The sequence below is a fragment of the Pseudomonas sp. O39 genome, assembly GCF_045447295.1.
Lineage (GTDB): Bacteria > Pseudomonadota > Gammaproteobacteria > Pseudomonadales > Pseudomonadaceae > Aquipseudomonas > Aquipseudomonas antarctica_A.
Window position 1 is genome coordinate 137,185 of the sequence record NZ_JBJGXV010000012.1, and the last position, 22,621, is coordinate 159,805.

General features: G+C 59.1%; 22 protein-coding genes. 14 read left to right on the plus strand and 8 right to left on the minus strand.

Annotation, left to right across the window (positions count from 1 at the left end):
* Positions 1-16: 16 nt before the first annotated feature.
* From ACI77D_RS17220 to dksA, 4 genes are all read right to left on the minus strand, one after another.
* A complete protein-coding gene (locus ACI77D_RS17220; RefSeq protein WP_407017107.1) occupies positions 17-2,971 on the minus strand; it encodes a sensor histidine kinase in 2,955 nt (984 codons plus the stop codon).
* The gene (locus tag ACI77D_RS17225) at positions 2,955-3,131 is read right to left on the minus strand and encodes a hypothetical protein (protein ID WP_003176118.1); all 177 of its coding nucleotides are present in this window, start codon (positions 3,129-3,131) and stop codon (positions 2,955-2,957) included. The genes ACI77D_RS17220 and ACI77D_RS17225 overlap by 17 nt, the downstream gene beginning before the upstream one ends.
* Before the next feature lie 62 nt (positions 3,132-3,193).
* Positions 3,194-4,081 carry a tRNA glutamyl-Q(34) synthetase GluQRS gene (gluQRS, locus tag ACI77D_RS17230; RefSeq protein WP_407017108.1) on the minus strand — a complete coding sequence of 296 codons (888 nt, stop codon included), beginning with the start codon at positions 4,079-4,081 and terminating at the stop codon, positions 3,194-3,196.
* An 83-nt stretch (positions 4,082-4,164) separates the two neighbouring features.
* A complete protein-coding gene (gene dksA, locus ACI77D_RS17235; protein ID WP_025857127.1) occupies positions 4,165-4,608 on the minus strand; it encodes an RNA polymerase-binding protein DksA in 444 nt (147 codons plus the stop codon).
* Positions 4,609-4,928: 320 nt separating this feature from the next.
* Between dksA and ACI77D_RS17240 the strand changes: the two genes are divergently transcribed.
* On the plus strand, positions 4,929-6,101 hold the full coding sequence (locus ACI77D_RS17240) for a pyridoxal phosphate-dependent aminotransferase (RefSeq protein ID WP_262666279.1): 1,173 nt from the start codon (positions 4,929-4,931) through the stop codon (positions 6,099-6,101).
* On the plus strand, positions 6,101-6,814 hold the full coding sequence (gene sfsA, locus ACI77D_RS17245) for a DNA/RNA nuclease SfsA (protein WP_053258056.1): 714 nt from the start codon (positions 6,101-6,103) through the stop codon (positions 6,812-6,814). The genes ACI77D_RS17240 and sfsA overlap by 1 nt, the downstream gene beginning before the upstream one ends.
* On the opposite strand, the gene ACI77D_RS17250 is transcribed toward sfsA, so the two are convergent.
* Positions 6,811-7,128 carry a Rieske 2Fe-2S domain-containing protein gene (locus ACI77D_RS17250; protein WP_064454159.1) on the minus strand — a complete coding sequence of 106 codons (318 nt, stop codon included), beginning with the start codon at positions 7,126-7,128 and terminating at the stop codon, positions 6,811-6,813. The genes sfsA and ACI77D_RS17250 overlap by 4 nt on opposite strands.
* Positions 7,129-7,284: 156 nt before the next feature.
* Between ACI77D_RS17250 and ACI77D_RS17255 the strand changes: the two genes are divergently transcribed.
* The 3 genes from ACI77D_RS17255 to ACI77D_RS17265 are packed head-to-tail and all read left to right on the plus strand — an operon-like array spanning position 7,285 to position 9,964.
* A complete protein-coding gene (locus tag ACI77D_RS17255) occupies positions 7,285-8,163 on the plus strand; it encodes a hemin ABC transporter substrate-binding protein (protein WP_407017109.1) in 879 nt (292 codons plus the stop codon).
* Positions 8,160-9,197, plus strand: coding sequence for an iron ABC transporter permease (locus tag ACI77D_RS17260; RefSeq protein ID WP_259763430.1), 1,038 nt, complete (start codon positions 8,160-8,162; stop codon positions 9,195-9,197). The genes ACI77D_RS17255 and ACI77D_RS17260 overlap by 4 nt, the downstream gene beginning before the upstream one ends.
* 44 nt (positions 9,198-9,241) lie before the next feature.
* Entirely contained in the window at positions 9,242-9,964 is a 723-nt protein-coding gene (locus ACI77D_RS17265) for a heme ABC transporter ATP-binding protein (RefSeq protein WP_407017116.1), read from the plus strand.
* Positions 9,965-10,207: 243 nt separating this feature from the next.
* Here ACI77D_RS17265 and ACI77D_RS17270 read toward each other — a convergent pair whose 3' ends face one another.
* The 3 genes from ACI77D_RS17270 to ACI77D_RS17280 form a co-directional block, all read right to left on the minus strand.
* Positions 10,208-10,480, minus strand: a complete 273-nt coding sequence (locus ACI77D_RS17270; RefSeq protein WP_010562703.1) for a TfoX/Sxy family protein — start codon at positions 10,478-10,480, stop codon at positions 10,208-10,210.
* Between the two features lie 203 nt (positions 10,481-10,683).
* On the minus strand, positions 10,684-11,028 hold the full coding sequence (locus ACI77D_RS17275; RefSeq protein ID WP_064454155.1) for a pentapeptide repeat-containing protein: 345 nt from the start codon (positions 11,026-11,028) through the stop codon (positions 10,684-10,686).
* Between the two features lie 93 nt (positions 11,029-11,121).
* Positions 11,122-12,678, minus strand: a complete 1,557-nt coding sequence (locus tag ACI77D_RS17280) for an AAA family ATPase (RefSeq protein ID WP_407017110.1) — start codon at positions 12,676-12,678, stop codon at positions 11,122-11,124.
* 118 nt (positions 12,679-12,796) lie between these two features.
* Here ACI77D_RS17280 and mrcB point away from each other — a divergent pair, with 118 nt between their 5' ends.
* The 9 genes from mrcB (at position 12,797) to msrQ (ending at position 22,614) form a co-directional block, all read left to right on the plus strand.
* On the plus strand, positions 12,797-15,121 hold the full coding sequence (gene mrcB, locus ACI77D_RS17285; protein WP_407017111.1) for a penicillin-binding protein 1B: 2,325 nt from the start codon (positions 12,797-12,799) through the stop codon (positions 15,119-15,121).
* A 17-nt stretch (positions 15,122-15,138) separates the two neighbouring features.
* Positions 15,139-15,873 carry a hypothetical protein gene (locus ACI77D_RS17290; protein WP_221295651.1) on the plus strand — a complete coding sequence of 245 codons (735 nt, stop codon included), beginning with the start codon at positions 15,139-15,141 and terminating at the stop codon, positions 15,871-15,873.
* Positions 15,873-16,202: a YqcC family protein gene (locus ACI77D_RS17295; RefSeq protein WP_064454151.1), complete on the plus strand. Its 330-nt coding sequence runs from the start codon at positions 15,873-15,875 to the stop codon at positions 16,200-16,202. The genes ACI77D_RS17290 and ACI77D_RS17295 overlap by 1 nt, the downstream gene beginning before the upstream one ends.
* 431 nt (positions 16,203-16,633) lie before the next feature.
* Positions 16,634-18,358 carry an acetolactate synthase 3 large subunit gene (locus ACI77D_RS17300; protein WP_407017112.1) on the plus strand — a complete coding sequence of 575 codons (1,725 nt, stop codon included), beginning with the start codon at positions 16,634-16,636 and terminating at the stop codon, positions 18,356-18,358.
* Between the two features lie 2 nt (positions 18,359-18,360).
* Complete coding sequence (gene ilvN / locus ACI77D_RS17305; protein WP_003176102.1) at positions 18,361-18,852, plus strand: acetolactate synthase small subunit; 492 nt, start codon at positions 18,361-18,363, stop codon at positions 18,850-18,852.
* Positions 18,853-18,898: 46 nt separating this feature from the next.
* On the plus strand, positions 18,899-19,915 hold the full coding sequence (gene ilvC, locus ACI77D_RS17310) for a ketol-acid reductoisomerase (protein ID WP_407017113.1): 1,017 nt from the start codon (positions 18,899-18,901) through the stop codon (positions 19,913-19,915).
* A 144-nt stretch (positions 19,916-20,059) separates the two neighbouring features.
* Positions 20,060-20,917: a CDP-diacylglycerol--serine O-phosphatidyltransferase gene (pssA, locus tag ACI77D_RS17315; protein ID WP_128587615.1), complete on the plus strand. Its 858-nt coding sequence runs from the start codon at positions 20,060-20,062 to the stop codon at positions 20,915-20,917.
* Between the two features lie 63 nt (positions 20,918-20,980).
* Positions 20,981-21,994 (plus strand): protein-methionine-sulfoxide reductase catalytic subunit MsrP, encoded by a 1,014-nt coding sequence (msrP, locus tag ACI77D_RS17320; protein ID WP_407017114.1) that lies wholly within the window; start codon positions 20,981-20,983, stop codon positions 21,992-21,994.
* Positions 21,994-22,614 carry a protein-methionine-sulfoxide reductase heme-binding subunit MsrQ gene (gene msrQ / locus ACI77D_RS17325; protein ID WP_064454147.1) on the plus strand — a complete coding sequence of 207 codons (621 nt, stop codon included), beginning with the start codon at positions 21,994-21,996 and terminating at the stop codon, positions 22,612-22,614. Before msrP ends, msrQ begins: the two co-directional genes overlap by 1 nt.
* The last annotated feature ends 7 nt before the right edge of the window (positions 22,615-22,621 follow it).

The following is a 22,621-nucleotide window of genomic DNA, read 5'->3' on the forward strand; positions in this document are numbered from 1 at the left end:
AATTCTCTCGACGGTCTCAGTTCACAGCGGACGTCGCTTCGACATGACGCGGCAAGGTCACCCGAATACGGGTGCCGCGTTGGCTTTCAGTGTCAGCCGGGCTGTCGATGGTGATTTGTCCATAATGCTCTTCAACGATGGAATAGACCAGTGCAAGGCCCAGACCGGTACCTTCACCTGGGTCCTTGGTGGTGAAGAAGGGTTCGAACAATCGGTCCATGATGTTCTGTGGAATACCGCTGCCTTCGTCCTCCACGATCAGATCGACCGTGTGCTCGAAAGCCTCGCTCTTGACGCGTACCGCGCTGTGCGGCGGGGAGGCGTCACGGGCGTTGGAAAGCAGGTTGATCAGCACCTGCGCCAAGCGTTGGGAGTCGCCGTCAACCCAGTGGTCCGGATCACACAGGTTGAAGAACTGTACTTCGAAATTGCGCCGGTTCAAGGCCAGCAGGCCAATGGCATCCTGCGCCACTTCGGCGAGGCACACCGCCTCGTCCTGATTCTGATGAGCGCCCGCGTGGGCAAAGCTCATCAGCGACTGCACGATGCGGGAAACGCGCTTGGTCTGCTCAAGGATCTGCCCGCTGATTTCGGCGATTTCACCGTCCTCTTCGCGCTCCTCGCGCAGGTTCTGCGCCAGGCAGGCAATGCCGGTGATGGGGTTGCCGATTTCATGGGCAACACCCGCTGCCAGGCGGCCAATGCTCGCCAGGCGTTCGGAATGCACCAGCTTGTCTTCCAGCATCTGGGTTTCGGTCAGGTCCTCTACCAGCAGCACCAGGCCACTGTTGCCAGGCGCCAGTGGCTCATCGATGGCAGCCTTGTGCAGGTTGAGCCAGCGGGTCTGGCCGTCCAGCGCCAGATGCTGCTTGTGCAAATGCTCGTCGGGCAGGTTGATAAAGCCTTGCAGCAGTTCTTTCCACGGGTCGGCCAGCGTATTCAGGCGCGAACCCACTACGCGCTGAGCAGCGATGCCGGTCAGCTCTTCCATGGCCTTGTTCCACATCAGGATCTCTTGATCCTTGGCCAGGGAACACACGCCCATCGGCAGTTCCTGAAGGGTTTGACGGTGATAGCGGCGCAGGGCATCGAGTTCGGCGGCGAGACCGGTGAGGCGTGAGTGGTAATCCTCCAGCCGGCTCTCGATGAAATGGATGTCTTCGGTGACGTAGTTTTCGCCCCCGGCCTTGTAGGGCAAGAACGTTTCTACCATGTCCTGAGACACGCTCGGCCCCATCAGGCCGGACAGGTTGGCTTCGATACGGTCACGCAGGCGGCGCAAGGCATACGGGCGACGCTCGTCGAACGGCAGGTAAAGATCGCGCAGCGCCTGTTCGACTTCTTTCTGTGCGGCCTTGGCGCCCAGTGGTTTGGCCAATTGGGTGGCGAACTCCTGGGGTGAGGCGGCATGCAGTTCGCGCCGTTGCGGGCGCCGCACGTTGTCCACCGCGCACGCTTCGGCAGCGCTGGTTTCTTCCGGGCTGGCGTTGGTGAACAGCGAGATCAGGGTGAACATCAGCACGTTGGCAGCGAGGGAGGCAATGGCCGCCATGTGCCAGCTGGTGTCGTCCAGCACGTAGATCATGTTCAACAGGGGAATGTAAAAGCCCTGCAGGTTGCCGACCAGCGGCAGCAGCATGGTGACAATCCACACAAGGATCCCGGCCAGCAGCCCGGCGATGAATCCACGGCGATTAGCGGTTGGCCAGTACAGCACCGACAGCACGCCGGGCAGGAACTGCAACGTGGCGACAAACGCGACGATGCCGAGGTTGGCCAGGTCTTGTCCGGGGCCCAGCAACAGGTAGAAACCAAAGCCGGCCATGATGATTGCGACGATCAGCGCGCGCCGTGTCCACTTCAGCCAGCGGTAGATATTGCCTTCAGCTGGCGGCTGGTAAAGCGGTAGCACCAGGTGATTGAGCGCCATGCCCGAGAGCGCGAGCGTGGTGACGATGATCAAGCCACTGGCCGCCGATAAGCCGCCGACGTAAGCCAGCAATGCCAGGGATTTGCTGTTGGCGGCAATCCCGACGCCGAGGGTGAAGTATTCGGGGTTGGTGGTCGCCCCCAGCTTGAGGCCAGCCCAGAGAATCAGTGGCACCGCCAGGCTCATCAGCAGCAGGAACAACGGCAAGCCCCAGCTGGCGCTGACCAGTGAGCGCGGGTTGAGGTTCTCGGTGAACGTCATGTGGTACATGTGCGGCATCACAATTGCCGAGGCGAAGAACACCAGCAACAGCGTGCGCCACGGGCCTTCCTGCAGCGGGGTGTGCAGGGCGGCGAGGGCGGTCTGGTTTTGCAGCAGCCACAGTTCCAACTGTTGCGGGCCGTCGAATACGCCGTACAGCGCATAGAGGCCGACACCGCCGATGGCGATCAGCTTGATGACCGACTCAAAGGCAATCGCAAACACCAAGCCTTCGTGTTTCTCACGGGTGGCGATATGGCGTGAGCCAAAGAAAATCGTGAACAGCGTAATCAGCGCGCAGAAGGCCAGGGCAACGCGATGCTGCACCGGCTCGCGGGTGAGGATGCTGATGGAGTCCGCCACAGCCTGGATCTGCAGGGCCAGCAGCGGCAGCACGCCGATCAGCATGAAGATCGTGGTCAGTGCGCCAGCCCAGGTGCTGCGAAAGCGAAAGGCAAACAAGTCCGCAAGGGAGGACAGCTGATATGTACGGGTAATTTTCAGGATCGGGTACAGCAGCACCGGCGCCAGCAGGAATGCGCCGGACACCCCGAGATAACTGGAAAGAAAGCCGTAGCCGTACTGATAGGCCAGGCCCACCGTGCCATAAAACGCCCAGGCGCTGGCGTATACGCCCAAGGACAAGGTGTAGGTCAACGGATGGCGAATGATCGCCCGCGGAATCATTCCGCGCTCACTGATCCAGGCGACGCCGAACAATGCTGCCAGGTAGGCGGCGCTGATCAGCAGCATCTGGGTGAGGCTAAAGCTCATCGGCATCTTTTTGGCTCTGCAGGATGAAGGTCACGACGATCAGGATCAGCCACAGCAGATAAGGGCGGTACCAGGCGCCCGTGGCGTCGATCCACCAATCCATGATGGCGGGGGAAAACAGGTAGATCCCGACGACCAGCAGCAGGACCAATCGATAGATGTACATGTTGGCCTCTGAGTAAAAAACTGCGGCGATGGTAACGGATGGCTGGGAAGCTGCAAGCGCCTTCAGCTCAATTGCGCTTCGGCCAGTGTGAGTGTGCGCGGGATCATTGTGGCATCCCAGTGCGCAATGCCCCAATCCAGCAGCTCCCGTGGGCTGGCGTGGAGAAGTTCGCTGCCGGGTTGTTGGCCGAGCGCGCGCAGGGCCCTCACTAGCAAAGGCGTGGCCTGGTCGGGTGTCAACGGTGGGGAGCGGTAGGATTTGCCCAGCTTGTGACCGTCCGGCTGGATGATCAGCGGCACGTGCAGGTAGCGCGGTTGGCGCAGCCCCAAGAGTTCTTGCAGGTAAAGCTGGCGCGGTGTGGAATCCAGCAGGTCGGCACCGCGCACGATGTCGGTAACACCTTGCCAGGCGTCGTCGAGTACCACGGCCAACTGGTAGGCATACAGGCCGTCGCGGCGACGGATGACGAAATCGCCTACATCACGCCCCAAGTGCTGTCGGAATTCGCCCTGTACGCGGTCGGTAAAGTGGTATTCCAGCTCAGGGACACGTAAGCGGATAGCCGCATCTTGTTGATCATGCCCGGCATTTCGGCACAGCCCTGGGTAGATCCCGTTGTAGGGTTCCAGCTGTTTGCGCGAGCAGGTGCAGGCGTAGGCCAGGCCGTGGTTGAACAGATCGTTCAGGACTTTGGCATAGGCCTCATGCCGCTCGCTTTGTCGGACCAGTTCACCCTCCCACTCGAAGCCATAGCTTTCCAGGGCATGGAGAATCGCTGCCTGGGCGCCGGGCTCTTCACGGGGTGGGTCGAGGTCTTCCATGCGCATCAGCCAGCGGCCGTGATTGGCGCGGGCATCGAGGTAGGAGGCGAGGGCGGCAACCAGCGAGCCGAAATGCAAATGGCCGCTGGGCGTGGGGGCGAAACGCCCGATATAGGTAGAGGCTGTCATGGGCCGGATACTACTGGAAAAACGGTAAATCCCAGAAACAAAAATGGGGCGTTCGCACGCCCCATTCGTTCAGCCCGGCAGGGTTACTTGCCGACCTGTTTTTCCTTGATTTCAGCCAAGGTCTTGCAGTCTACGCACAGGTCCGCAGTTGGGCGGGCTTCCAGACGACGAATACCAATCTCGACGCCGCAGGATTCACACCAGCCGTATTCTTCGTCCTTGATCAGTTGCAGCGTCTTGTCGATTTTCTTGATCAGCTTGCGCTCGCGATCACGGGCGCGCAGTTCGAGGGCGAACTCTTCTTCCTGGCTGGCACGGTCGGCCGGGTCAGGAAAGTTGGCTGCTTCGTCCTTCATATGGTCAACGGTGCGGTCAACCTCCTGCATCAAGTCCTGTTTCCACTTGTTGAGGATTTTGGTGAAGTGCTCGCGCATGGGCTCGCCCATGTACTCCTCACCTTTCTTTTCGACGTAAGGTTCGAAGCCATTGAGGCCTTGAGTCTGCTGTTGCTTTGCTTGGGTGGACATGAATAGACCGCCTCTCACTCTTCTAATCCATTGCGCAGGATTGCAACGTCACCGACACCTGCCGGCCCTGCGGCTGCAAGCGGGCGAACTTACCAGATAGATTCGGGGTGCGCCACTCCCGGTTGTCGTGGCCCATCGCCAGGGGGTTGCAAACTGCTGCAGCCCGCCATGGCTGGGTATGCATGGGCCTGAATATTGATTTTAGTCGTTTTGCGCGCGCTTGCCCGGGCCGCACAGGTGGCCGAGCAGGCAATAGAACATGTTTTACGTCGCGGGTTCGGTAGAATCCAAACTTTGTCCTCACCGTCTAAGGAAGGCTAATGGCTCAGCCCTACAGTGCGCGCAGTCGCGCCATCGAACCTTTTCATGTCATGGCGTTGCTGGCGCGAGCCAATGAGCTGCAGGCAGCCGGTCATGATGTCATCCACCTGGAAATCGGCGAGCCGGATTTCACCACGGCCGAACCTATCATCCAGGCCGGCCAGGCTGCGCTGGCCAGCGGCAAGACTCGCTACACCGCGGCACGTGGGGTGCCGGAGTTGCGCGAGGCCATCAGTGGTTTTTACCAGCAACGCTATGGGCTGAGCGTCGATCCCGAGCGCATTCTGATCACCCCCGGTGGCTCCGGCGCCTTATTGCTGGCCAGCAGCCTGCTGGTGGACCCAGGCAAGCACTGGCTGCTGGCGGACCCGGGTTACCCGTGCAACCGGCACTTTTTGCGGCTGGTGGAAGGTGCGGCGCAACTGGTGCCGGTAGGCCCGGAAGTGCGCTACCAATTGACCGCCGATCTGGTTGCCAGGCATTGGGACCAGGACAGCGTTGGCGCATTGGTCGCGTCCCCTGCAAACCCCACCGGCACCGTCCTCACCCGCGACGAATTGGCCGGGTTGTCGAGTGCAATCAAGGCGCGCAATGGGCATCTGGTGGTGGACGAGATTTATCACGGCCTCACTTACGGCACTGACGCCGCCAGTGTGCTGGAAGTCGACGACGAGGCCTTCGTCCTGAATAGTTTTTCGAAGTATTTCGGCATGACCGGCTGGCGCTTGGGCTGGCTGGTAGCGCCGCCGGATGCGGTGAGTGAATTGGAGAAGCTGGCGCAAAACCTCTACATCAGCGCGCCGAGCATGGCCCAATACGCGGCTTTGGCCTGTTTTGCCCCGCAAACCCTGAGCATTCTGGAAGAGCGCCGCGCCGAATTTGGTCGCCGTCGTGACTTCCTGTTACCCGCCTTGCGCGAGCTGGGGTTCGGCATCGCCGTGGAGCCTGAAGGGGCGTTCTATTTGTATGCCGATATCAGCGCGTTCGGCGGCGATGCCTTCGCGTTTTGCCGCCATTTCCTCGAAACTGAACATGTGGCTTTTACGCCGGGGCTGGACTTCGGCCGCTATCAAGCCAGTCACCATGTGCGTTTCGCCTACACGCAAAACCTCGATCGACTACAAGAGGCGGTGGACCGGATCGCGCGTGGCCTGCGGAGTTGGCAAGGCTGATGCGCTTTCATCCTCCCCTCGAAGAAGGGCGGCTGATTCGCCGCTACAAGCGCTTTCTCACGGATATCGAAACCGTTACCGGCGAGTTGTTGACTATTCACTGCCCGAACACAGGCTCGATGCTCAATTGCATGGTGGAGGGCGGCCAGGTCTGGTTCAGTCGTTCCGACGACCCCAAGCGCAAGTTGCCAGGCACCTGGGAAATTGCCGAAACGCCGCAGGGCCGACTTGCGTGCGTCAATACGGCACGCGCGAATCAGTTGGTTGAGGAGGCACTGCGCGCCGGGGTTATTACTGAGCTCAATGGCTTTACCGCGCTGAAACGTGAAGTGCCTTACGGCCAGGAAAAAAGCCGCATCGACTTTCGCCTGGAATACCCGCAGGGCGCGGCGTACGTGGAAGTTAAAAGTGTAACCCTGGGTTTCGATGGCTCGGCGGTGGCGGCCTTCCCCGATGCGGTGACGCAACGTGGTGCCAAGCATCTGCGCGAGTTGGCGCACCTGGCCCGCGACGGCGTGCGGGCGGTGCAGCTGTATTGCGTCAACCTGTCGGGTATCGAGGCCGTGCGCCCGGCCGTGGAAATCGACGCTGGTTACGCTGCCGCGTTGCGTGAGGCCAAGGCGGCCGGTGTGGAAGTGCTGGCTTATGGTGTACAGGTCACGCCTGAGGAAATTTACGTCGACCGCCGCTTGGAAGTGCTGATCGGCGACTAGAGTTCAACCCACAGGCCCTTTGCATCTTCGCGGCCGTGCAGGGCTTTGAGGCTTTGGCCTGCACACGGCCCGGCGATGCATTCGCCGTTTTCGATCAGGAACAGCGCGCCATGGGTCGCGCACTGGATCAGGCTGGCGCTGGCGTCGAGGAAGTGGTCAGGCTGCCATTCCAGCGGGATGCCGCGATGTGGGCAACGGTTGATATAGAAGTAGGCAACGCCGTCCCGGCGCACGGCCAACAGCTTGCAGCCGTCGATCTCGAAACCGAGGCTGCTGTTGGGTGCGAGCCTGTCGGAGGAGCAGAGAAACTTCATTTCAATCCTTAAGTGCCTTGACGTTCAAATGCAAACAATTATCAAATGCCGGCTTCGCCCGTTAGCTGATTGGGCGCTCAGTACGATGCCAGACGGGTTTAATCTGTCACATCGGTGAGTGCTTGAGTGGCCCTGCCCTTGGAAGGAAACCCTGATATGCGCCTGAGTACCAGCGCTATTGCGCTCGTTGCCTCACTGCTGGTCAATCACGGGGCGCAAGCCTCTGAACTGCCACAACGCTGGGTCAGTGCCGGTGGGGCGCTATCGGAATGGGTGACGGCCCTGGGTGGTGAGTCGAAGTTGGTGGGCGTCGATACCACCAGTCAGCATCCTGATGCTCTCAAGAAGTTGCCCAGTATTGGCTACCAACGGCAGTTGTCGGCTGAAGGTATTTTGAGCCTGCGCCCGCAGGTTCTGGTCGGCACTGAAGAAATGGGCCCACCACCGGTGCTGGCGCAGATTCGGGGGGCTGGTGTGCAGGTGGAGATGTTCTCGGCGCAGCCCGATTTACCGACGTTGAAGGGGAATCTTCAGCATCTGGGCAAGTTGTTGGGCAGTGAGGCCAAGGCCAACGAATTGTTTGCCGGGTATGAGCAGGCGCTTGAGCAGCAAAAAGCCTGGGTTGCCAAGGCCCAATCCACCCAAAAGACACCGGGCGTGTTGTTGTTGCTCGGTCACGCGGGTGGCAAACCGCTGATCGCCGGTAAAAACACGGCTGCCGACTGGATGTTGCAGCTGGCGGGCGGCAAAAACTTGGCGACCCATACGGGTTACAAGCCATTTTCGGTGGAGTCGTTGGCGGGGTTGAGCCCCGATGTGCTGGTGTTTGCTGACCGCGCCTTAACCGGTGACGCCGCGAGGGCCGCCTTGTTCAAGGAGAACCCGATTTTGGCTTCGACGCCGGCGGCCAAGAATAGTCGGGTGTTTGAGTTGGACCCGACCCTGCTGGTCGGTGGGCTCGGGCCACGCCTGCCGCAAAGTCTGGTGAAACTGTCTGCCGGGTTTTATTCGTCCCAGGCTAAACCTGCCCCATGACGACTTTGGTTAAACCGAAAACGCTATTTATTGGGCTGGCGCTGTTATGTCTTTTGGCAACCTGGCTTTCCTTGGCCTTGGGGCCCGTCAGCTTGCCTTTGCTGGATACACTGAAGGCCGCCTTGCGCATGATGGGGGCACCGATTGAAGCTCAGGGCCTGGAGCAGGCAGAGCTGATTTTAGGGCAGATTCGTTTGCCGCGTACCTTATTGGGGCTGGCCGTTGGCGGTGTCCTGGCATTGTCGGGCGTCGCGATGCAGGGGCTGTTTCGCAACCCGTTGGCCGATCCGGGGTTGGTCGGTGTTTCCAGTGGTGCGGCGTTGGGCGCGGCGATCGCTATCGTCGGCGGCTCGTTTTTTGGCGGCCTACCGGATGCGTTCGGTCCTTACCTACTGTCGTTGTGCGCGTTTCTCGGCGGTTTGGGCGTCACTGCACTGGTTTACCGGCTGGGCCGCCGCAACGGCCAGACCAACGTCGCGACGATGTTGCTCGCCGGTATCGCCCTCACGGCCCTCGCCAGCTCGGCGGTGGGGTTGTTTACCTATTTGGCGGATGACGCCACGTTGCGCACTCTGACCTTCTGGAACCTGGGCAGCCTCAATGGCGCAAGCTATTCGCGGTTGTGGCCGCTGTTGCTGGTAAGTGCCGGTGTTGCGTTGTGGTTGCCGCGCCGGGCGAAAGCGTTGAATGCGTTGTTACTGGGTGAGTCGGAGGCCAATCACCTTGGGATTGATGTGGAGCGTCTCAAGCGTGAACTGGTGTTCTGTACGGCTTTGGGGGTTGGCGCGGCGGTAGCGGCGGCGGGAATGATCGGGTTTGTCGGGCTGGTAGTGCCGCATCTTGTGCGGCTGTTGGCGGGGCCTGATCATCGGGTGCTGTTGCCGGCCTCGGTGCTGGCCGGGGCGAGCTTGTTGCTGTTTGCTGATCTGGTGGCCCGCTTGGCCCTGGCGCCGGCTGAATTGCCGATCGGCATCGTGACGGCGTTTATTGGTGCGCCATTTTTTCTGTATTTGTTGCTGCGAGGGCGCGCCTGATGCTGCGAGTCGAAGCGTTGCAGGTGAGGCGTGGTCGCAAAACCGTGCTGTCGGACGTCACCCTGGACGTGTTACCGGGCGAGGTGCTCGGTGTGCTGGGCCCGAATGGTGCTGGCAAAAGCACGTTGCTCGGTGCGCTGTGCGGAGAGCTTCAGCCGGATCAGGGCAATGTGTGGCTGGATCAGCAAGCCTTGCAGGACTGGAGCGGACCGCAGCGCGCCCAGCGTCTGGCAGTGTTACCGCAGACTTCCACCCTGGACTTCGCTTTTCGTGTCGAAGAGGTTGTAGGTATGGGCCGCTTGCCCTATCAGACCGGGCGGGTGCGTGATGACGAGATTATTAATGCGGCGCTGCAGGCGGCGGATATCGGGCACTTGAGCGGTCGCAGTTACCTGGCCCTTTCGGGCGGTGAGCGCCAACGTGTGCACCTGGCGCGGGTTCTGGCGCAATTGTGGCCGGGGGAAGCGGGGCAGACGTTGCTGTTGGATGAGCCGACATCGATGCTCGATCCCTTGCACCAACACACGACCTTGCAGGCAATACGTACATTTGCCGACCGGGGAGCGGCAGTGTTGGTGATCCTCCATGACCTGAATCTGGCGGCGCGTTACTGTGATCGCATTCTGCTGCTGGAAGGCGGGCGTCCACATGCCCTGGACACGCCGGCACAGGTGATGCGGCCTGGGCCACTCAAGGCGGTGTTTGGCCTGGACGTATTAGTGCAGCCACACCCCGAGCGCGGGCATCCACTGATTATTGCGCGCTGAAATCAGTTTTTCGTAGGCAAAAAAAGACCCGGCAAGAGCCGGGTCAAATAACCGTGATTAGCCTGATGAGGAGATAATCTGAGAGTCCGAACCAATGGTCTTTCAGTTATCGGCTGATCTCGCGACCAGTTGTGATAATCATAACGATTCTCATTTGAGAGTCAACATTTGTTTTTGAACGTCCTTTCGTTTTTCTCAAACGAGCGTTAGAACCGCCTGTAAATATTGGGTTTGCTAACTCACCTAATTCTTCTGGCGCGCTGAAATCGCATCCAATTGACGGTTCAGAGCTTCCTTGCGCTCCGCCGGGATATCGTTCCAGTGCACATCCATCAGCGCCCCTTCAATCGCATACAGCAGGACTTTCGACGCTCGGAACCCGCGAGTCCTTACGGCCCGATAGGCATCGACCGCTCCCAGCCGGCGCAAGTCGGACGCGCTGTGGATGCCCACCGCGTGCAGCCACTGCGCTGACGTCTTTCCCAGATTTTTCAAGTGTTGCAGCTCATCGTTCATCAAGCCTCCTTGCGACGGCCGAATGGTGCGGTGGGTATCGTGACCAGGCAGGCCTGAAAGGGAGTGTAGCGCTCAGTAGGAAAAGCGTGATTCTTTGGTCAGGCGCGGCTGAAACGCTATAAGAGTGGCACAGGAATTTTGACGATAAGCAGGCAGGAGGCACCCGGTACGCACGATACGTACCCGGGGCCCAGAGTGTGATGTTACCTGGTGCGGTAACGCAGACGAGTGCCGAAATTAACCGACATCAAGATCTCGTCAGCCGTCAATTCGGCAGGGAAGTAGGTGCCGGAGATCTGCGCATGGGCCAGGCTGGCGCCTTCCAGTGAGCAATCGCGCAAATCCAGCCCGCGCAGGTCGGCAGAGCGGAAGTACGCGTCGGTGAAGTCCACGCCTATGGCATTCAAATCGCGCAGGTCCAGCCCTCGGAAGTCGCCACCGCGCATGTCAATAATCCCGTCTATTGGGCGTTCCTGGTTGAAGCCTCGAATGTCGTCCTTGTGCAGGAGCGCGTAGAGCGGGGTATCAAGAAGCTTGGGCTGACTCATGACGGCGACTCCCGTTGGAATTATGACGCCATTATAGTGCCACTATTGCTGGGTCGTGCACCCAAGATCGGTGACACGACCAAGAAATATTTCTTACAGACCGGGCAGGTGCTGACGAATGTGCGCGACTAACGCGTCCAGCGTTCCGCTTTCATTCGTCTCGACACGCTTGCTGAGGAGCTGCTCCTCGGCCGTCAGCGGGTCGCGACTGGCTTGCTGCTCTTCGATGATGCTCAGCGTTGCGTCGGAAGGATCGTTTTTATCGGCCTGACGCTGTGCCAGCCAGCTGGCGATAACGGCTTGCGGCGCATTGCAATCCAGGATCAGGAAGGGCGCGCCGGTGGCTTCAGCAATCTTCGCTGCGGCGTCGCGTTGCTCGCGTTTCAGGAAGGTGGCATCCAGTACCACCGGATACCCGGCACGCAACAGGGTGTCGGCGATTTCGTTCAAGCGAGCGTAGGTCGCTGCGCTGGCATCGGCAGCATAGATACCGGCTTGCGGCGTGTTCTCTACCTTCTGCTCGCCGAACAGGCGCTTGCGCTCCACATCCGAGCGCAGGCGCACAGCGCCGAGTGCTTCCACCAGGCGCATGGCAACGTGGCTTTTGCCGACTGCCGATACGCCGTGGGTAATGGCGAGGAAACGCGAAGGAATGGTGCTGTAGCTTTCCGCCAGGTTGGCGTAGTTGCGGTACTGGCGCAGGGTGGTGGCGCGCTGCACCGGGCTTGCCTCGCTCGGCATGCTGAACAGCGCCACCTTGGCGCGGACCAACGCACGGTAGGCTTTATAGAAGTTCAGCAGTTCAAGGCCTTGGTAGTCGCCGGTCAACTCCAGGTATTGGCTGATAAACCGGCGTGCCAGGGATTTGAGGCCGCGGTCTTCCAGGTCCATGGCCAGGAAGCCGGTGTCGGCGTAGACGTCGGTGAAGCGAAAGGGTTCGTTGAACTCGATACAGTCAAAGATCACGACCTCGCCATCGATCAGCGTGGCGTTGCCCAGGTGAATATCACCGTGGCATTCGCGAGTGAAACCCTCCAGCTTGCGCTGTGCCAGCAGCGGCTTGAGGCGTTCGAAGCTGCTTTCAGACCAGGCTTGCAGGGCTTCCAGTTGAGCCAGGTCAGCCTTGTCGCTGAGAAATGGGCGAATCTGCTCGAAGTTCTGGCGTATCGGCGCCATCACTTCGTCCGGGGTGCCGGCTGGGTGTTCTTGCGGCACTTTCGGTGCGGTCAGGTGGAAATGCGCAATCTGCTTGGCCATCTCATCAATGTGCGCGCTGGTCAGTTCGCCGTTGGCTTGCAAGGTACTCAGCATTTGGCTTTGCGGGAACTGGCGCATTTTCAGCGCGTACTCGATTACCGGGCCTTCGCCGTTCAGTTGCGGGGCTTCGGCAGTGCCGGTGATCGGCAACACTTCGAGATACAAGTCTTCGGTCAGGCGCTGGTTGAGTCGCAACTCTTCGTTGCAAAAATGACCACGATCGGCCAGCTCAGTGAAATTCAGAAAGCCGAAATTCATCGGTTTCTTCAGTTTATAAGCGAAGGGGCCCGTCAGTATGACCCAGGAAATATGGGTCTCGATGACTTGAAACGCTTCAACCGGATGCGGATACAAAGCCGGGTTTTGCAGTGCAGCGATCAGGGACTGGCTCACAGGCGATCCTTCAAAGTCTGGGGGAAATCATGGCTGGCATTATGGCGGTTACAGCCGGTCGTGCAAACCGCTGTCCGGCTCATGTTGATCATCGATAAAGTGCGTATAATCCGCCGCCATGACTCGAACCCGATCTCCCCGTTCCCGTAAAAAACCTCCTTCCCGCGGCCTGCGCCCGTGGCTGGGCTGGGCGCTCAAGCTAAGCCTGGTGGGCCTTGTCGTGCTCGCCGGCTTCGCGGTTTACCTCGACGCCGTGGTCCAGGAGAAGTTCTCCGGCAAGCGCTGGACCATCCCGGCCAAGGTGTACGCCCGCCCGCTGGAACTGTTCACCGGCCAGAAGCTGAGCAAGGATGACTTCCTCACTGAACTCGATGCCCTGGGTTACCGCCGCGAGCCCGTGAGCAACGGCCCGGGTGCCGCCGCCGTCAGTGGCAACACCGTCGATTTGAACACTCGCGGCTTCCAGTTCTATGAAGGCCTGGAAAAAGCCCAGCCGGTGCGCGTGCGCTTCTCTGGCGATTACGTTGCAGAGCTGTCGTCGCTCAATGGCTCGAAGTTGCCCGTGGTGCGTCTGGAACCCTTGATGATCGGCGGGATTTACCCGAAGAACCTTGAAGATCGCATCCTGATCAAGCTTGACCAAGTGCCGCCATACCTGCTGGAAACCTTGGTTGCAGTAGAAGATCGCGACTTTTATAGCCACTGGGGTGTGTCACCGAAGTCGATTGCTCGCGCCATCTGGGTCAACACCTCCGGCGGGAAGATGACTCAGGGTGGCAGTACGCTGACGCAACAATTGGTCAAGAACTTCTACCTGACCAACGAGCGCAGCCTGACCCGTAAGCTCACCGAAGCCATGATGGCAATGCTGCTGGAACTGCATTACAGCAAGCAGGAAATCCTTGAGGCGTACCTCAACGAGGTCTTCGTCGGTCAGGATGGCCAGCGCGCCGTGCACGGTTTTGGCTTGGCCAGTCAGTTCTTCTTTGGCCAGCCTTTGTCCGAGCTGAAGTTGCATCAAGTCGCGTTGTTGGTGGGGATGGTCAAAGGGCCGTCCTATTACAACCCGCGCCGCAACCCGGAGCGTGCGCTCGAGCGTCGTAACCTGGTGTTGGATGTGCTGGAGCAGCAGGGTGTTGCCACTGCCGAACAAGTCGCTGCCGCGAAGAAAATGCCACTGGGTGTAACCACTCGCGGCAAGCTGGCGGACAGCTCCTTCCCAGGCTTTATCGACCTGGTCAAACGCCAGTTGCGTGAAGATTACCGCGACGAAGACTTGACCGAAGAAGGCCTGCGGATCTTCACCAGTTTCGACCCGATTCTGCAGATGAAGGCCGAAGCATCGGTGAACGACACATTCAAGCGCCTGACCGGCCGTAAAGGCTCGGATGAAGTCGAGGCGGCGATGGTCGTGACCAACCCGGAAACCGGCGAAGTCCAGGCCATGATCGGCAGTCGACAAGCCAGTTTTGCCGGTTTCAACCGCGCACTGGATGCCGTGCGGCCGATTGGCTCGCTGGTTAAGCCGGCGGTCTACCTGACGGCTTTGGAAAAACCGAGCAAATACACCCTGACCAGTTGGTTGTCGGATGATCCGCTCTCGGTCAAAGGTGCTGATGGCCAAGTGTGGACGCCGCAGAACTTCGATCGACGCTCCCACGGCACCGTGTTCCTGTACCAGGGCCTGGCGCATTCCTACAACATCTCCACCTCGCGCCTCGGGCTTGAAGTGGGTGTACCGAATGTGCTGAAAACCTTGGGGCGCCTGGGCGTTACCCGTGAGTTCCCGGCGTTCCCGTCCATGCTCCTGGGGGCTGGCGCCATGACCCCGATGGAAGTGGCCACGATGTACCAGACTCTCGCCAACGGTGGTTTCAATACTCCGATGCGCGGCATTCGCAGTGTGCTGACCGCCGAGGGCGAGCCGCTCAAACGCTACCCGTTCCAGATTCAGCAGCGTTTTGATGCGGGTTCCATCTACCTGATCCAGAACGCCATGCAGCGCGTAATGCGTGAAGGCACCGGGCGCTCGGTCTACAGCGTGCTGCCGTCGAACCTGACGCTGGCGGGCAAGACCGGTACCAGTAACGATTCGCGTGACAGCTGGTTCGCCGGCTTCGGCCAGGACGTGCTGGCGGTGGTGTGGCTTGGGCGTGACGACAATGGCAAGACGCCGTTCACCGGCGCGACCGGTGCCCTGCAGGTCTGGACCAGTTTCATGCGCAAGGCCGACCCGCTGCCGCTGAACATGCCGCAGCCGGATAACATCGTGCAGGCTTGGATTGATCCACACACCGGCCAAGGTTCTGATGCCAACTGTCCGGGCGCGGTACAGATGCCGTATATTCGCGGCAGCGAGCCACCACCCGGCGCCGCGTGCGGTGGCAGTGCCCCTGCTGACGCGGAATCGGTGATGGATTGGGTCAAGGGCTGGATGAATTAAGCTAAAGAGGGTTTCAAGTGAACAAGTGGTTGATTCCAGCTATTACAGCTCTGGCGGTGCTCAGCGGTTGCTCCAGCGTGCAGCGTGGTTCGATTCCAGTGGTGGATTCGAGCACGACCGTTTCCAACAGCGACCGCATTTCGGCCACTGGCGGCTTCCGTCAGACCGTAGTCAAGCGTCCTGCCCAAGCCACACCGCAAGCCATACCGCAGGATTCGGGCGTGGTGGTGATGGTGCCGGGCGCGGGTGCCGCTACGTCGGCACCGATCAGTGCGGAGCCTTGGACCCCGGGGCCAAGCACGTCGGGGCCAATCGACGCCACGCCGATCCAAACGGCGCCGGTCAACCAGGGCAACTACAACATGCCGTCCACGCCGAGCGGTATTCCGTCGCGTTCGAGCGCTGGCGGTCTGTCGGCTGACGAGCAGCTGGATGGTCCGGTGTTGGCTTTGCTGACCACTGCCCAGCAGCAGCAGGCCGGCGGCGACTTGAACGGTGCGTCGTCGAGCCTTGAGCGTGCCCAGCGTGTGGCACCTCGCGAGCCGCAAGTGTTGTATCGCCTCGCCCAAGTGCGTATGGCTCAGGGTGATGCGCCGCAGGCCGAACAGTTCGCACGTCGCGGCCTGACCATGGCCAATGGTCGTCCAGACCTGCAAGCCAACCTGTGGGCCTTGATTGGTGACGCGCGTGCCGCACAAGGCGATGCTGCCGGGGCCGCTCAAGCTCGGCAAAAAGCCAAGGTCAGCCTCTGATGGATGCACGTTTTCCAGCGATTGCTGAACAGTTATTGCTGATTGAGCGCGAGTTGCGCGTGCAGGGTTGGTGGGACGAAGTGTCCCCCAGCGCCGAGGCGCTCAGCAGCGTCGAGCCTTTCTCGGTTGATACCCTGGACTTTCACCAGTGGCTGCAGTGGATTTTCCTGGTGCGCATGAAGCAGATTCTGCAGCAGGACCTGCCCTTGCCCAATGCGTCAGGGATCATGGAAATGGCCGAGATGGTCTATGCCGATCGGCCGGTCGAGAGCCTGGGTTTACGAAATGCGCTGAAAAAGTTCGACCAACTGATCGTCGACGCTCGTTAATTGCCTGACTGCCGGTTTTTCCGGCAGTCTTGCGCACATTTCTACCGCTTGACGACATTCAGGCGAGTTTTATCCCTCCTCAAACCCCTTTCTTCTACGTTCTCATGCGCTTAGTTGGAAAAAAGCGCAATTATTGCTTGACTTGAAGGGGCTGAAACAGAAGAATCCAAAGTCCGCTGTATCGGGACTGCCAGAAGCAGGCCCGCTCAGCAGATCATGAGGCGCACACCCGCGCCGACCTGTAACACCCGCAACGCGTTACCTCGCGCTGGGTGGGAAAAGCCCGCAACACTTGGGACGATCCCAATACTTGCTCAGTCAGTGCTGACGTAGTCGGCGACCACCGTCGCTCATGCTCTGTTGAGAAGTAAACCTATTAAGACCCGTCGGTTTTTAACGGACGGTATTCTGGCGTTTTAGAGGTGAACAACGTGGAGCTTTTATCTGGTGGGGAGATGCTCGTCCGCTTTTTGCGTGACGAAGGCGTCGACTATATCTACGGGTACCCAGGTGGTGCTCTGCTGCATGTCTACGACGCACTGTTCAAGGAACCGGCTGTTACCCACATCCTGGTGCGCCACGAACAGGCTGCGACCCATATGGCTGACGGTTACGCCCGTGCCACCGGTAAAGCCGGCGTGGTACTGGTAACGTCCGGCCCAGGCGCAACCAATGCCATTACTGGCATCGCGACTGCTTATATGGACTCCATCCCGATGGTGATCATTTCCGGCCAGGTCGCAAGCACCATGGTCGGTACCGATGCATTCCAGGAAACCGACATGATCGGTATCTCTCGGCCGATCGTGAAACACAGCTTCATGATCAAGCATGCCTCGGAAATCCCGGAAGTCATGAAAAAGGCGTTCTACCTTGCACAGTCCGGTCGCCCGGGCCCTGTAGTGGTCGATATCCCGAAAGACATGACCAACCCGGCTGAGAAATTTGAATACGTCTTCCCGAAGAAAGCCAAGCTGCGTTCCTACAGCCCGGCCGTTCGTGGGCACTCGGGGCAAATTCGCAAGGCGGCAGAAATGCTCCTGGCGGCCAAGCGTCCTGTGCTGTACTCGGGTGGTGGCGTGATTCTGGGTGGCGGTTCGGCGCCTTTGACCGAACTGGCCAAACTGCTCAATCTGCCGGTGACCAACACCTTGATGGGCCTCGGCGCATTTCCGGGCACGGACCGCCAGTTCGTCGGCATGCTCGGTATGCACGGTAGCTACACCGCCAACCTCGCGATGCACCATGCCGATGTGATCCTGGCTGTAGGCGCGCGTTTTGATGACCGAGTGATCAATGGCGCGAGCAAATTCTGCCCGAATGCCAAGATCATCCACATCGACATCGACCCGGCGTCCATCTCCAAGACGATCAAGGCCGACGTGCCAATCGTGGGCCCAGTGGAAAGCGTGTTGACTGAAATGGTTTCCGCCCTCAAGGACATCGGCGAAACGCCGAACAAGGAATCCGTTGCCAGCTGGTGGAAGCAGATTGACGAATGGCGCGGTGATCGCGGCCTGTTCCCTTACGACAAGGGCGACGGCAGCATCATCAAGCCGCAAACCGTGATCGAAACCCTCTGCGAAGTGACCAAGGGCGACGCCTTTGTGACCTCCGACGTGGGCCAGCACCAGATGTTCGCCGCGCAGTACTACAAGTTCGACAAGCCTAACCGCTGGATCAACTCCGGTGGCCTGGGCACGATGGGCTTTGGTTTTCCTGCGGCCATGGGTGTAAAGCTGAGCTTCCCCGACACCGACGTCGCGTGCGTCACCGGTGAGGGCAGCATCCAGATGAACATCCAGGAACTGTCGACGTGCTTGCAGTACGGCCTCCCGGTGAAGATCGTCTGCCTGAACAACGGCGTGCTGGGCATGGTTCGTCAGTGGCAGGACATGAGCTACGGTAGCCGTCACTCCCACTCCTACATGGAATCGCTGCCAGATTTCGTCAAATTGGTTGAAGCCTATGGCCACGTCGGCATGCGCATCACTGATTTGAAGGATTTGAAACCGATGATGGAAGAGGCGTTCGCCATGAAGGACCGCCTGGTGTTCCTTGATATTCAGGTTGACACCAGCGAGCACGTCTACCCGATGCAGATCAAAGACGGCTCTATGCGCGATATGTGGCTGAACAAGACGGAGCGTACTTAATCATGCGGCACATTATCTCCCTGCTTCTGGAGAACGAACCCGGCGCTCTGTCTCGTGTTGTCGGCCTGTTTTCGCAACGCAACTACAACATCGAAAGCCTGACCGTGGCCCCGACCGAAGACCCGACCCTGTCGCGCCTGACGTTGACCACCGTGGGTCACGATGAGGTGATCGAGCAGATCACCAAGAACCTCAACAAACTGATCGAAGTGGTCAAGCTGGTCGATCTGTCGGAAAGTGCCCACATCGAGCGTGAGCTGATGTTGGTGAAGGTTAAGGCCACGGGTGCCCAGCGTGCCGAAATCAAACGGACTACCGACATTTATCGCGGGCAGATCGTCGATGTGAGCGCCAGCGTTTATACCGTGCAACTGACCGGTACAAGCGACAAGCTGGACAGCTTCATCCAGTCGATCGGGACGGCCTCGATTTTGGAAACTGTACGCAGTGGCGTCACCGGGATTGCTCGTGGCGACAAAGTACTCAGCATCTAACCCAATTAGTGAATGGCCTAACGGCCTGGATATATAGAGGAACCTCATGAAAGTTTATTACGAAAAAGATTGTGACCTGTCGATCATCCAGGGCAAAAAAGTCGCCATCATCGGCTACGGTTCCCAGGGCCACGCTCAAGCGTGCAACCTGAAAGATTCCGGCGTTGACGTGACTGTTGGCCTGCGTAAAGGCTCGGCCACTGTTGCCAAGGCTGAAGCTCATGGCCTGAAAGTAACTGACGTTGCTTCCGCTGTTGCTGCTGCCGACCTGGTCATGATCCTGACCCCGGACGAGTTCCAGTCCGTGCTGTACAAGAACGAAATCGAGCCGAACATCAAGAAGGGCGCAACCCTGGCCTTCTCCCACGGCTTCGCGATTCACTACAACCAGGTTGTGCCGCGTGCCGACCTCGACGTGATCATGATCGCGCCGAAAGCCCCGGGCCACACTGTGCGCTCCGAGTTCGTCAAAGGCGGCGGTATTCCTGACCTGATCGCGATCTACCAGGACGCTTCGGGCAACGCCAAAAACGTTGCACTGTCCTACGCAGCGGGTGTTGGTGGCGGTCGTACCGGCATCATCGAAACCACCTTCAAGGACGAGACCGAAACCGACCTGTTCGGCGAGCAAGCTGTTCTGTGCGGCGGTACCGTTGAACTGGTTAAAGCCGGTTTCGAAACCCTGGTTGAAGCTGGCTACGCGCCGGAAATGGCCTACTTCGAATGCCTGCACGAACTGAAGCTGATCGTTGACCTCATGTACGAAGGCGGTATCGCCAACATGAACTATTCGATCTCCAACAACGCCGAATACGGCGAGTACGTGACTGGCCCGGAAGTCATCAACGCCGAGTCCCGTCAGGCTATGCGCAACGCCCTGAAACGTATTCAGGACGGCGAATACGCCAAAATGTTCATCAGCGAAGGCGCAACCGGCTACCCTTCGATGACCGCCAAGCGTCGTAACAACGCCGCTCACGGTATCGAAATCATCGGCGAGCAACTGCGCTCCATGATGCCGTGGATCGGTGCCAACAAGATCGTCGACAAAGCCAAAAACTAAGTCGTACGCATCAAGAGAAAACGCGGCTTAGGCCGCGTTTTTTCGTTTGGGAGGCAGGTTCTGGTATAAAGCTGCATCGTTTGCGGGCGAACACTCGCCGCAAGTATTTGTCGAATTTTTTCACACCGTTGCAAGGTAAAGTCCATGAGCGAACGTCCCGACGAGCCAAGCCAGGCTTCTGGCGCCGATAGCCTGCTACCGATCGATGAACATGTCGAAGAAGGGCATGACGCGGAAGGCCGCAAGGTCCGGCATCGTGGCATCTATCTCCTGCCCAATCTGTTCACCACCGCGAACCTGTTTGCCGGGTTCTATTCCATCATCAACTCCATGAGCGCTCAGAGCGCATTGGCGGCGGGTGATGCGGCGAGTGCCAGCAAGTATTTCGGTTTTGCTGCCATCGCAATTTTTGTGGCCATGGTGCTCGACGGCCTTGATGGTCGTGTCGCGCGCATGACCAATACCCAAAGCGCCTTCGGTGCCGAGTACGACTCGTTGTCGGACATGGTCGCCTTTGGTGTGGCGCCTGCACTGCTGGCGTTCGCTTGGGCGCTGGGTGATATGGGTAAGGTCGGCTGGATGGTTGCCTTTATCTACGTCGCGGGCGCAGCTTTGCGGCTGGCGCGCTTCAATACCCAGGTGGGTACCGCCGACAAGCGTTACTTCATTGGTCTCGCGAGCCCCGCTGCTGCGGGAGTGGTGGCGGGTATCGTCTGGGCGTTCAGTGACTACGGGATACAGGGATCGAAGATGTCTTTTCTGGTGGCCTTGATGGTTGCCGCGGCCGGGATGTTGATGGTCAGTAACATCAAGTACAACAGCTTCAAGGAGTTTGACCTCAAGGGGCGCGTGCCTTTCGTGGCTATCCTGGTGGTGGTACTGGTATTTGCCGTCGTGTTCAGTGACCCGCCGCGCATATTGCTGCTGGCATTTTTGGTCTATGCCGCTTCGGGGCCGGTTCAGTACCTGCTGCATCTTCGCCGGGACAAAACATTGCCTTAATGTAATATTCCCCATACTCCGCAGTCTATTGGTGCATCAGTTCTCCAATGCTGCGGAGTTGCCATGTTAATCAAGATCCCCAAAGCGTCCGATTGCCACGAATCGGATGTCACCCCTGAATCCTTCTATCTCTCTCGCCGTAGCTTGCTCGGCGGTGCGCTTGCCGGTGTCGCTGCAAGTACGTTGCCGCGTTGGGCGAGTGCGGACGATGCTGCGCGTTACGCTGATGTCGAACCGAGTAACGCTCCGAGCTGGTTTGCCGAGAAACTGCCGAGTACCCAGTGGCAGGCTGTCACGGTCAAGGGCGAAGCCATCACTCCGTTCAAGGATGCAACCCACTACAACAACTTCTATGAGTTCGGCACGGATAAGGGCGACCCAGCGAAGAACGCGGGTTCACTCAAGACTGAGCCCTGGAGTGTGGTCATTGATGGGGAGGTCGCGAAGCCTGGGCGTTATGCGCTGGAAGACTTCATGAAGCCTTATCAGTTGGAAGAACGCATTTACCGGCTGCGCTGTGTCGAGGCGTGGTCGATGGTGATTCCGTGGATGGGCTTTCCAATATCAGCCTTGCTCAAACAGGTTGAGCCAACCTCCAAGGCCAAGTACATACGCTTTGAAACGCTCCAGGACCCCAAAAGCATGCCGGGGCAGCGCTCCAGCTTCGGCTTGATCGACTGGCCTTATGTAGAAGGGCTGCGTCTGGATGAGGCGATGAATCCGTTGGCGATCCTTGCGGTTGGCATGTATGGGCGTGAGTTGCCTAACCAGAACGGTGCGCCATTGCGTTTGGTGGTGCCGTGGAAGTATGGATTCAAGAGTGTGAAGTCCATTGTGCGTATCAGTCTGGTGAGCGAGCAGCCTAAGACCACGTGGCAGAGTATTGCGGCCAATGAGTATGGGTTCTACGCGAACGTGAATCCTACAGTCGATCATCCTCGCTGGACCCAGGCGCGGGAGCGTCGTCTGCCGAGCGGCTTGTTCAGTCCGAATGTGCGCGAGACGCAGATGTTCAATGGCTACTCGGATGAGGTCGCTTCTCTTTATACAGGCCTCGATTTGCGGAAGAACTACTGATGCGTTATCCGATCTGGCGCGTTGGCGTCTTTATAGCCGCGGCGATATGGCCATTTTTCTGGCTGTATGAGGCGTGGAGCTCTGTGCTCGGGCCGGATCCCGGGAAAGTGTTGATGGATCGACTGGGGCTTGGAACGTTGATTCTGTTGCTGATCACGCTGTGCATGACGCCACTGCAGAAACTCAGCGGGTGGGCGGGGTGGATAGCCGTCCGCCGACAGTTGGGGCTCTGGTGTTTTGCGTATGTGGCTCTGCACCTGGCGGCTTATTGTGTGTTCATCCTTGGACTTGATTGGTCGCAATTTGGTGTAGAGCTGCGCAAGCGGCCTTACATTATTGTGGGCGCGCTGGGTTTTCTCTGTTTATTGGTGCTGGCGGTGACGTCAAATCGTTATAGCCAGCGTCGGCTCGGCAGCCGTTGGAAGAAGCTGCATCGTCTGGTGTATGTGATTCTTGGGCTTGGTTTGCTGCATATGCTTTGGATCGTGCGGGCCGACCTGAAGGAGTGGGCTATCTATGCATCTATAGGCGCGTTGCTTTTGCTCTTGCGGATTCCACCAGTGATGCGTCGAATTCCCCGCCTTATTGCGAAAAAACCACTTTCTACGACAAAAGCGTAATTAGCGC

Bases quoted from the DNA above. Each gene is read 5' to 3' on its own strand.
- ACI77D_RS17220 (WP_407017107.1), bottom strand. From the start codon at position 2,971: ATGCCGATGAGCTTTAGCCTCACCCAGATGCTGCTGATCAGCGCCGCC.
- ACI77D_RS17225 (WP_003176118.1), bottom strand. From the start codon at position 3,131: ATGTACATCTATCGATTGGTCCTGCTGCTGGTCGTCGGGATCTACCTG.
- gluQRS (WP_407017108.1), bottom strand. From the start codon at position 4,081: ATGACAGCCTCTACCTATATCGGGCGTTTCGCCCCCACGCCCAGCGGC.
- dksA (WP_025857127.1), bottom strand. From the start codon at position 4,608: ATGTCCACCCAAGCAAAGCAACAGCAGACTCAAGGCCTCAATGGCTTC.
- ACI77D_RS17240 (WP_262666279.1), top strand. From the start codon at position 4,929: ATGGCTCAGCCCTACAGTGCGCGCAGTCGCGCCATCGAACCTTTTCAT.
- sfsA (WP_053258056.1), top strand. From the start codon at position 6,101: ATGCGCTTTCATCCTCCCCTCGAAGAAGGGCGGCTGATTCGCCGCTAC.
- ACI77D_RS17250 (WP_064454159.1), bottom strand. From the start codon at position 7,128: ATGAAGTTTCTCTGCTCCTCCGACAGGCTCGCACCCAACAGCAGCCTC.
- ACI77D_RS17255 (WP_407017109.1), top strand. From the start codon at position 7,285: ATGCGCCTGAGTACCAGCGCTATTGCGCTCGTTGCCTCACTGCTGGTC.
- ACI77D_RS17260 (WP_259763430.1), top strand. From the start codon at position 8,160: ATGACGACTTTGGTTAAACCGAAAACGCTATTTATTGGGCTGGCGCTG.
- ACI77D_RS17270 (WP_010562703.1), bottom strand. From the start codon at position 10,480: ATGAACGATGAGCTGCAACACTTGAAAAATCTGGGAAAGACGTCAGCG.
- ACI77D_RS17275 (WP_064454155.1), bottom strand. From the start codon at position 11,028: ATGAGTCAGCCCAAGCTTCTTGATACCCCGCTCTACGCGCTCCTGCAC.
- mrcB (WP_407017111.1), top strand. From the start codon at position 12,797: ATGACTCGAACCCGATCTCCCCGTTCCCGTAAAAAACCTCCTTCCCGC.
- ACI77D_RS17295 (WP_064454151.1), top strand. From the start codon at position 15,873: ATGGATGCACGTTTTCCAGCGATTGCTGAACAGTTATTGCTGATTGAG.
- ilvN (WP_003176102.1), top strand. From the start codon at position 18,361: ATGCGGCACATTATCTCCCTGCTTCTGGAGAACGAACCCGGCGCTCTG.
- ilvC (WP_407017113.1), top strand. From the start codon at position 18,899: ATGAAAGTTTATTACGAAAAAGATTGTGACCTGTCGATCATCCAGGGC.
- pssA (WP_128587615.1), top strand. From the start codon at position 20,060: ATGAGCGAACGTCCCGACGAGCCAAGCCAGGCTTCTGGCGCCGATAGC.
- msrP (WP_407017114.1), top strand. From the start codon at position 20,981: ATGTTAATCAAGATCCCCAAAGCGTCCGATTGCCACGAATCGGATGTC.
- msrQ (WP_064454147.1), top strand. From the start codon at position 21,994: ATGCGTTATCCGATCTGGCGCGTTGGCGTCTTTATAGCCGCGGCGATA.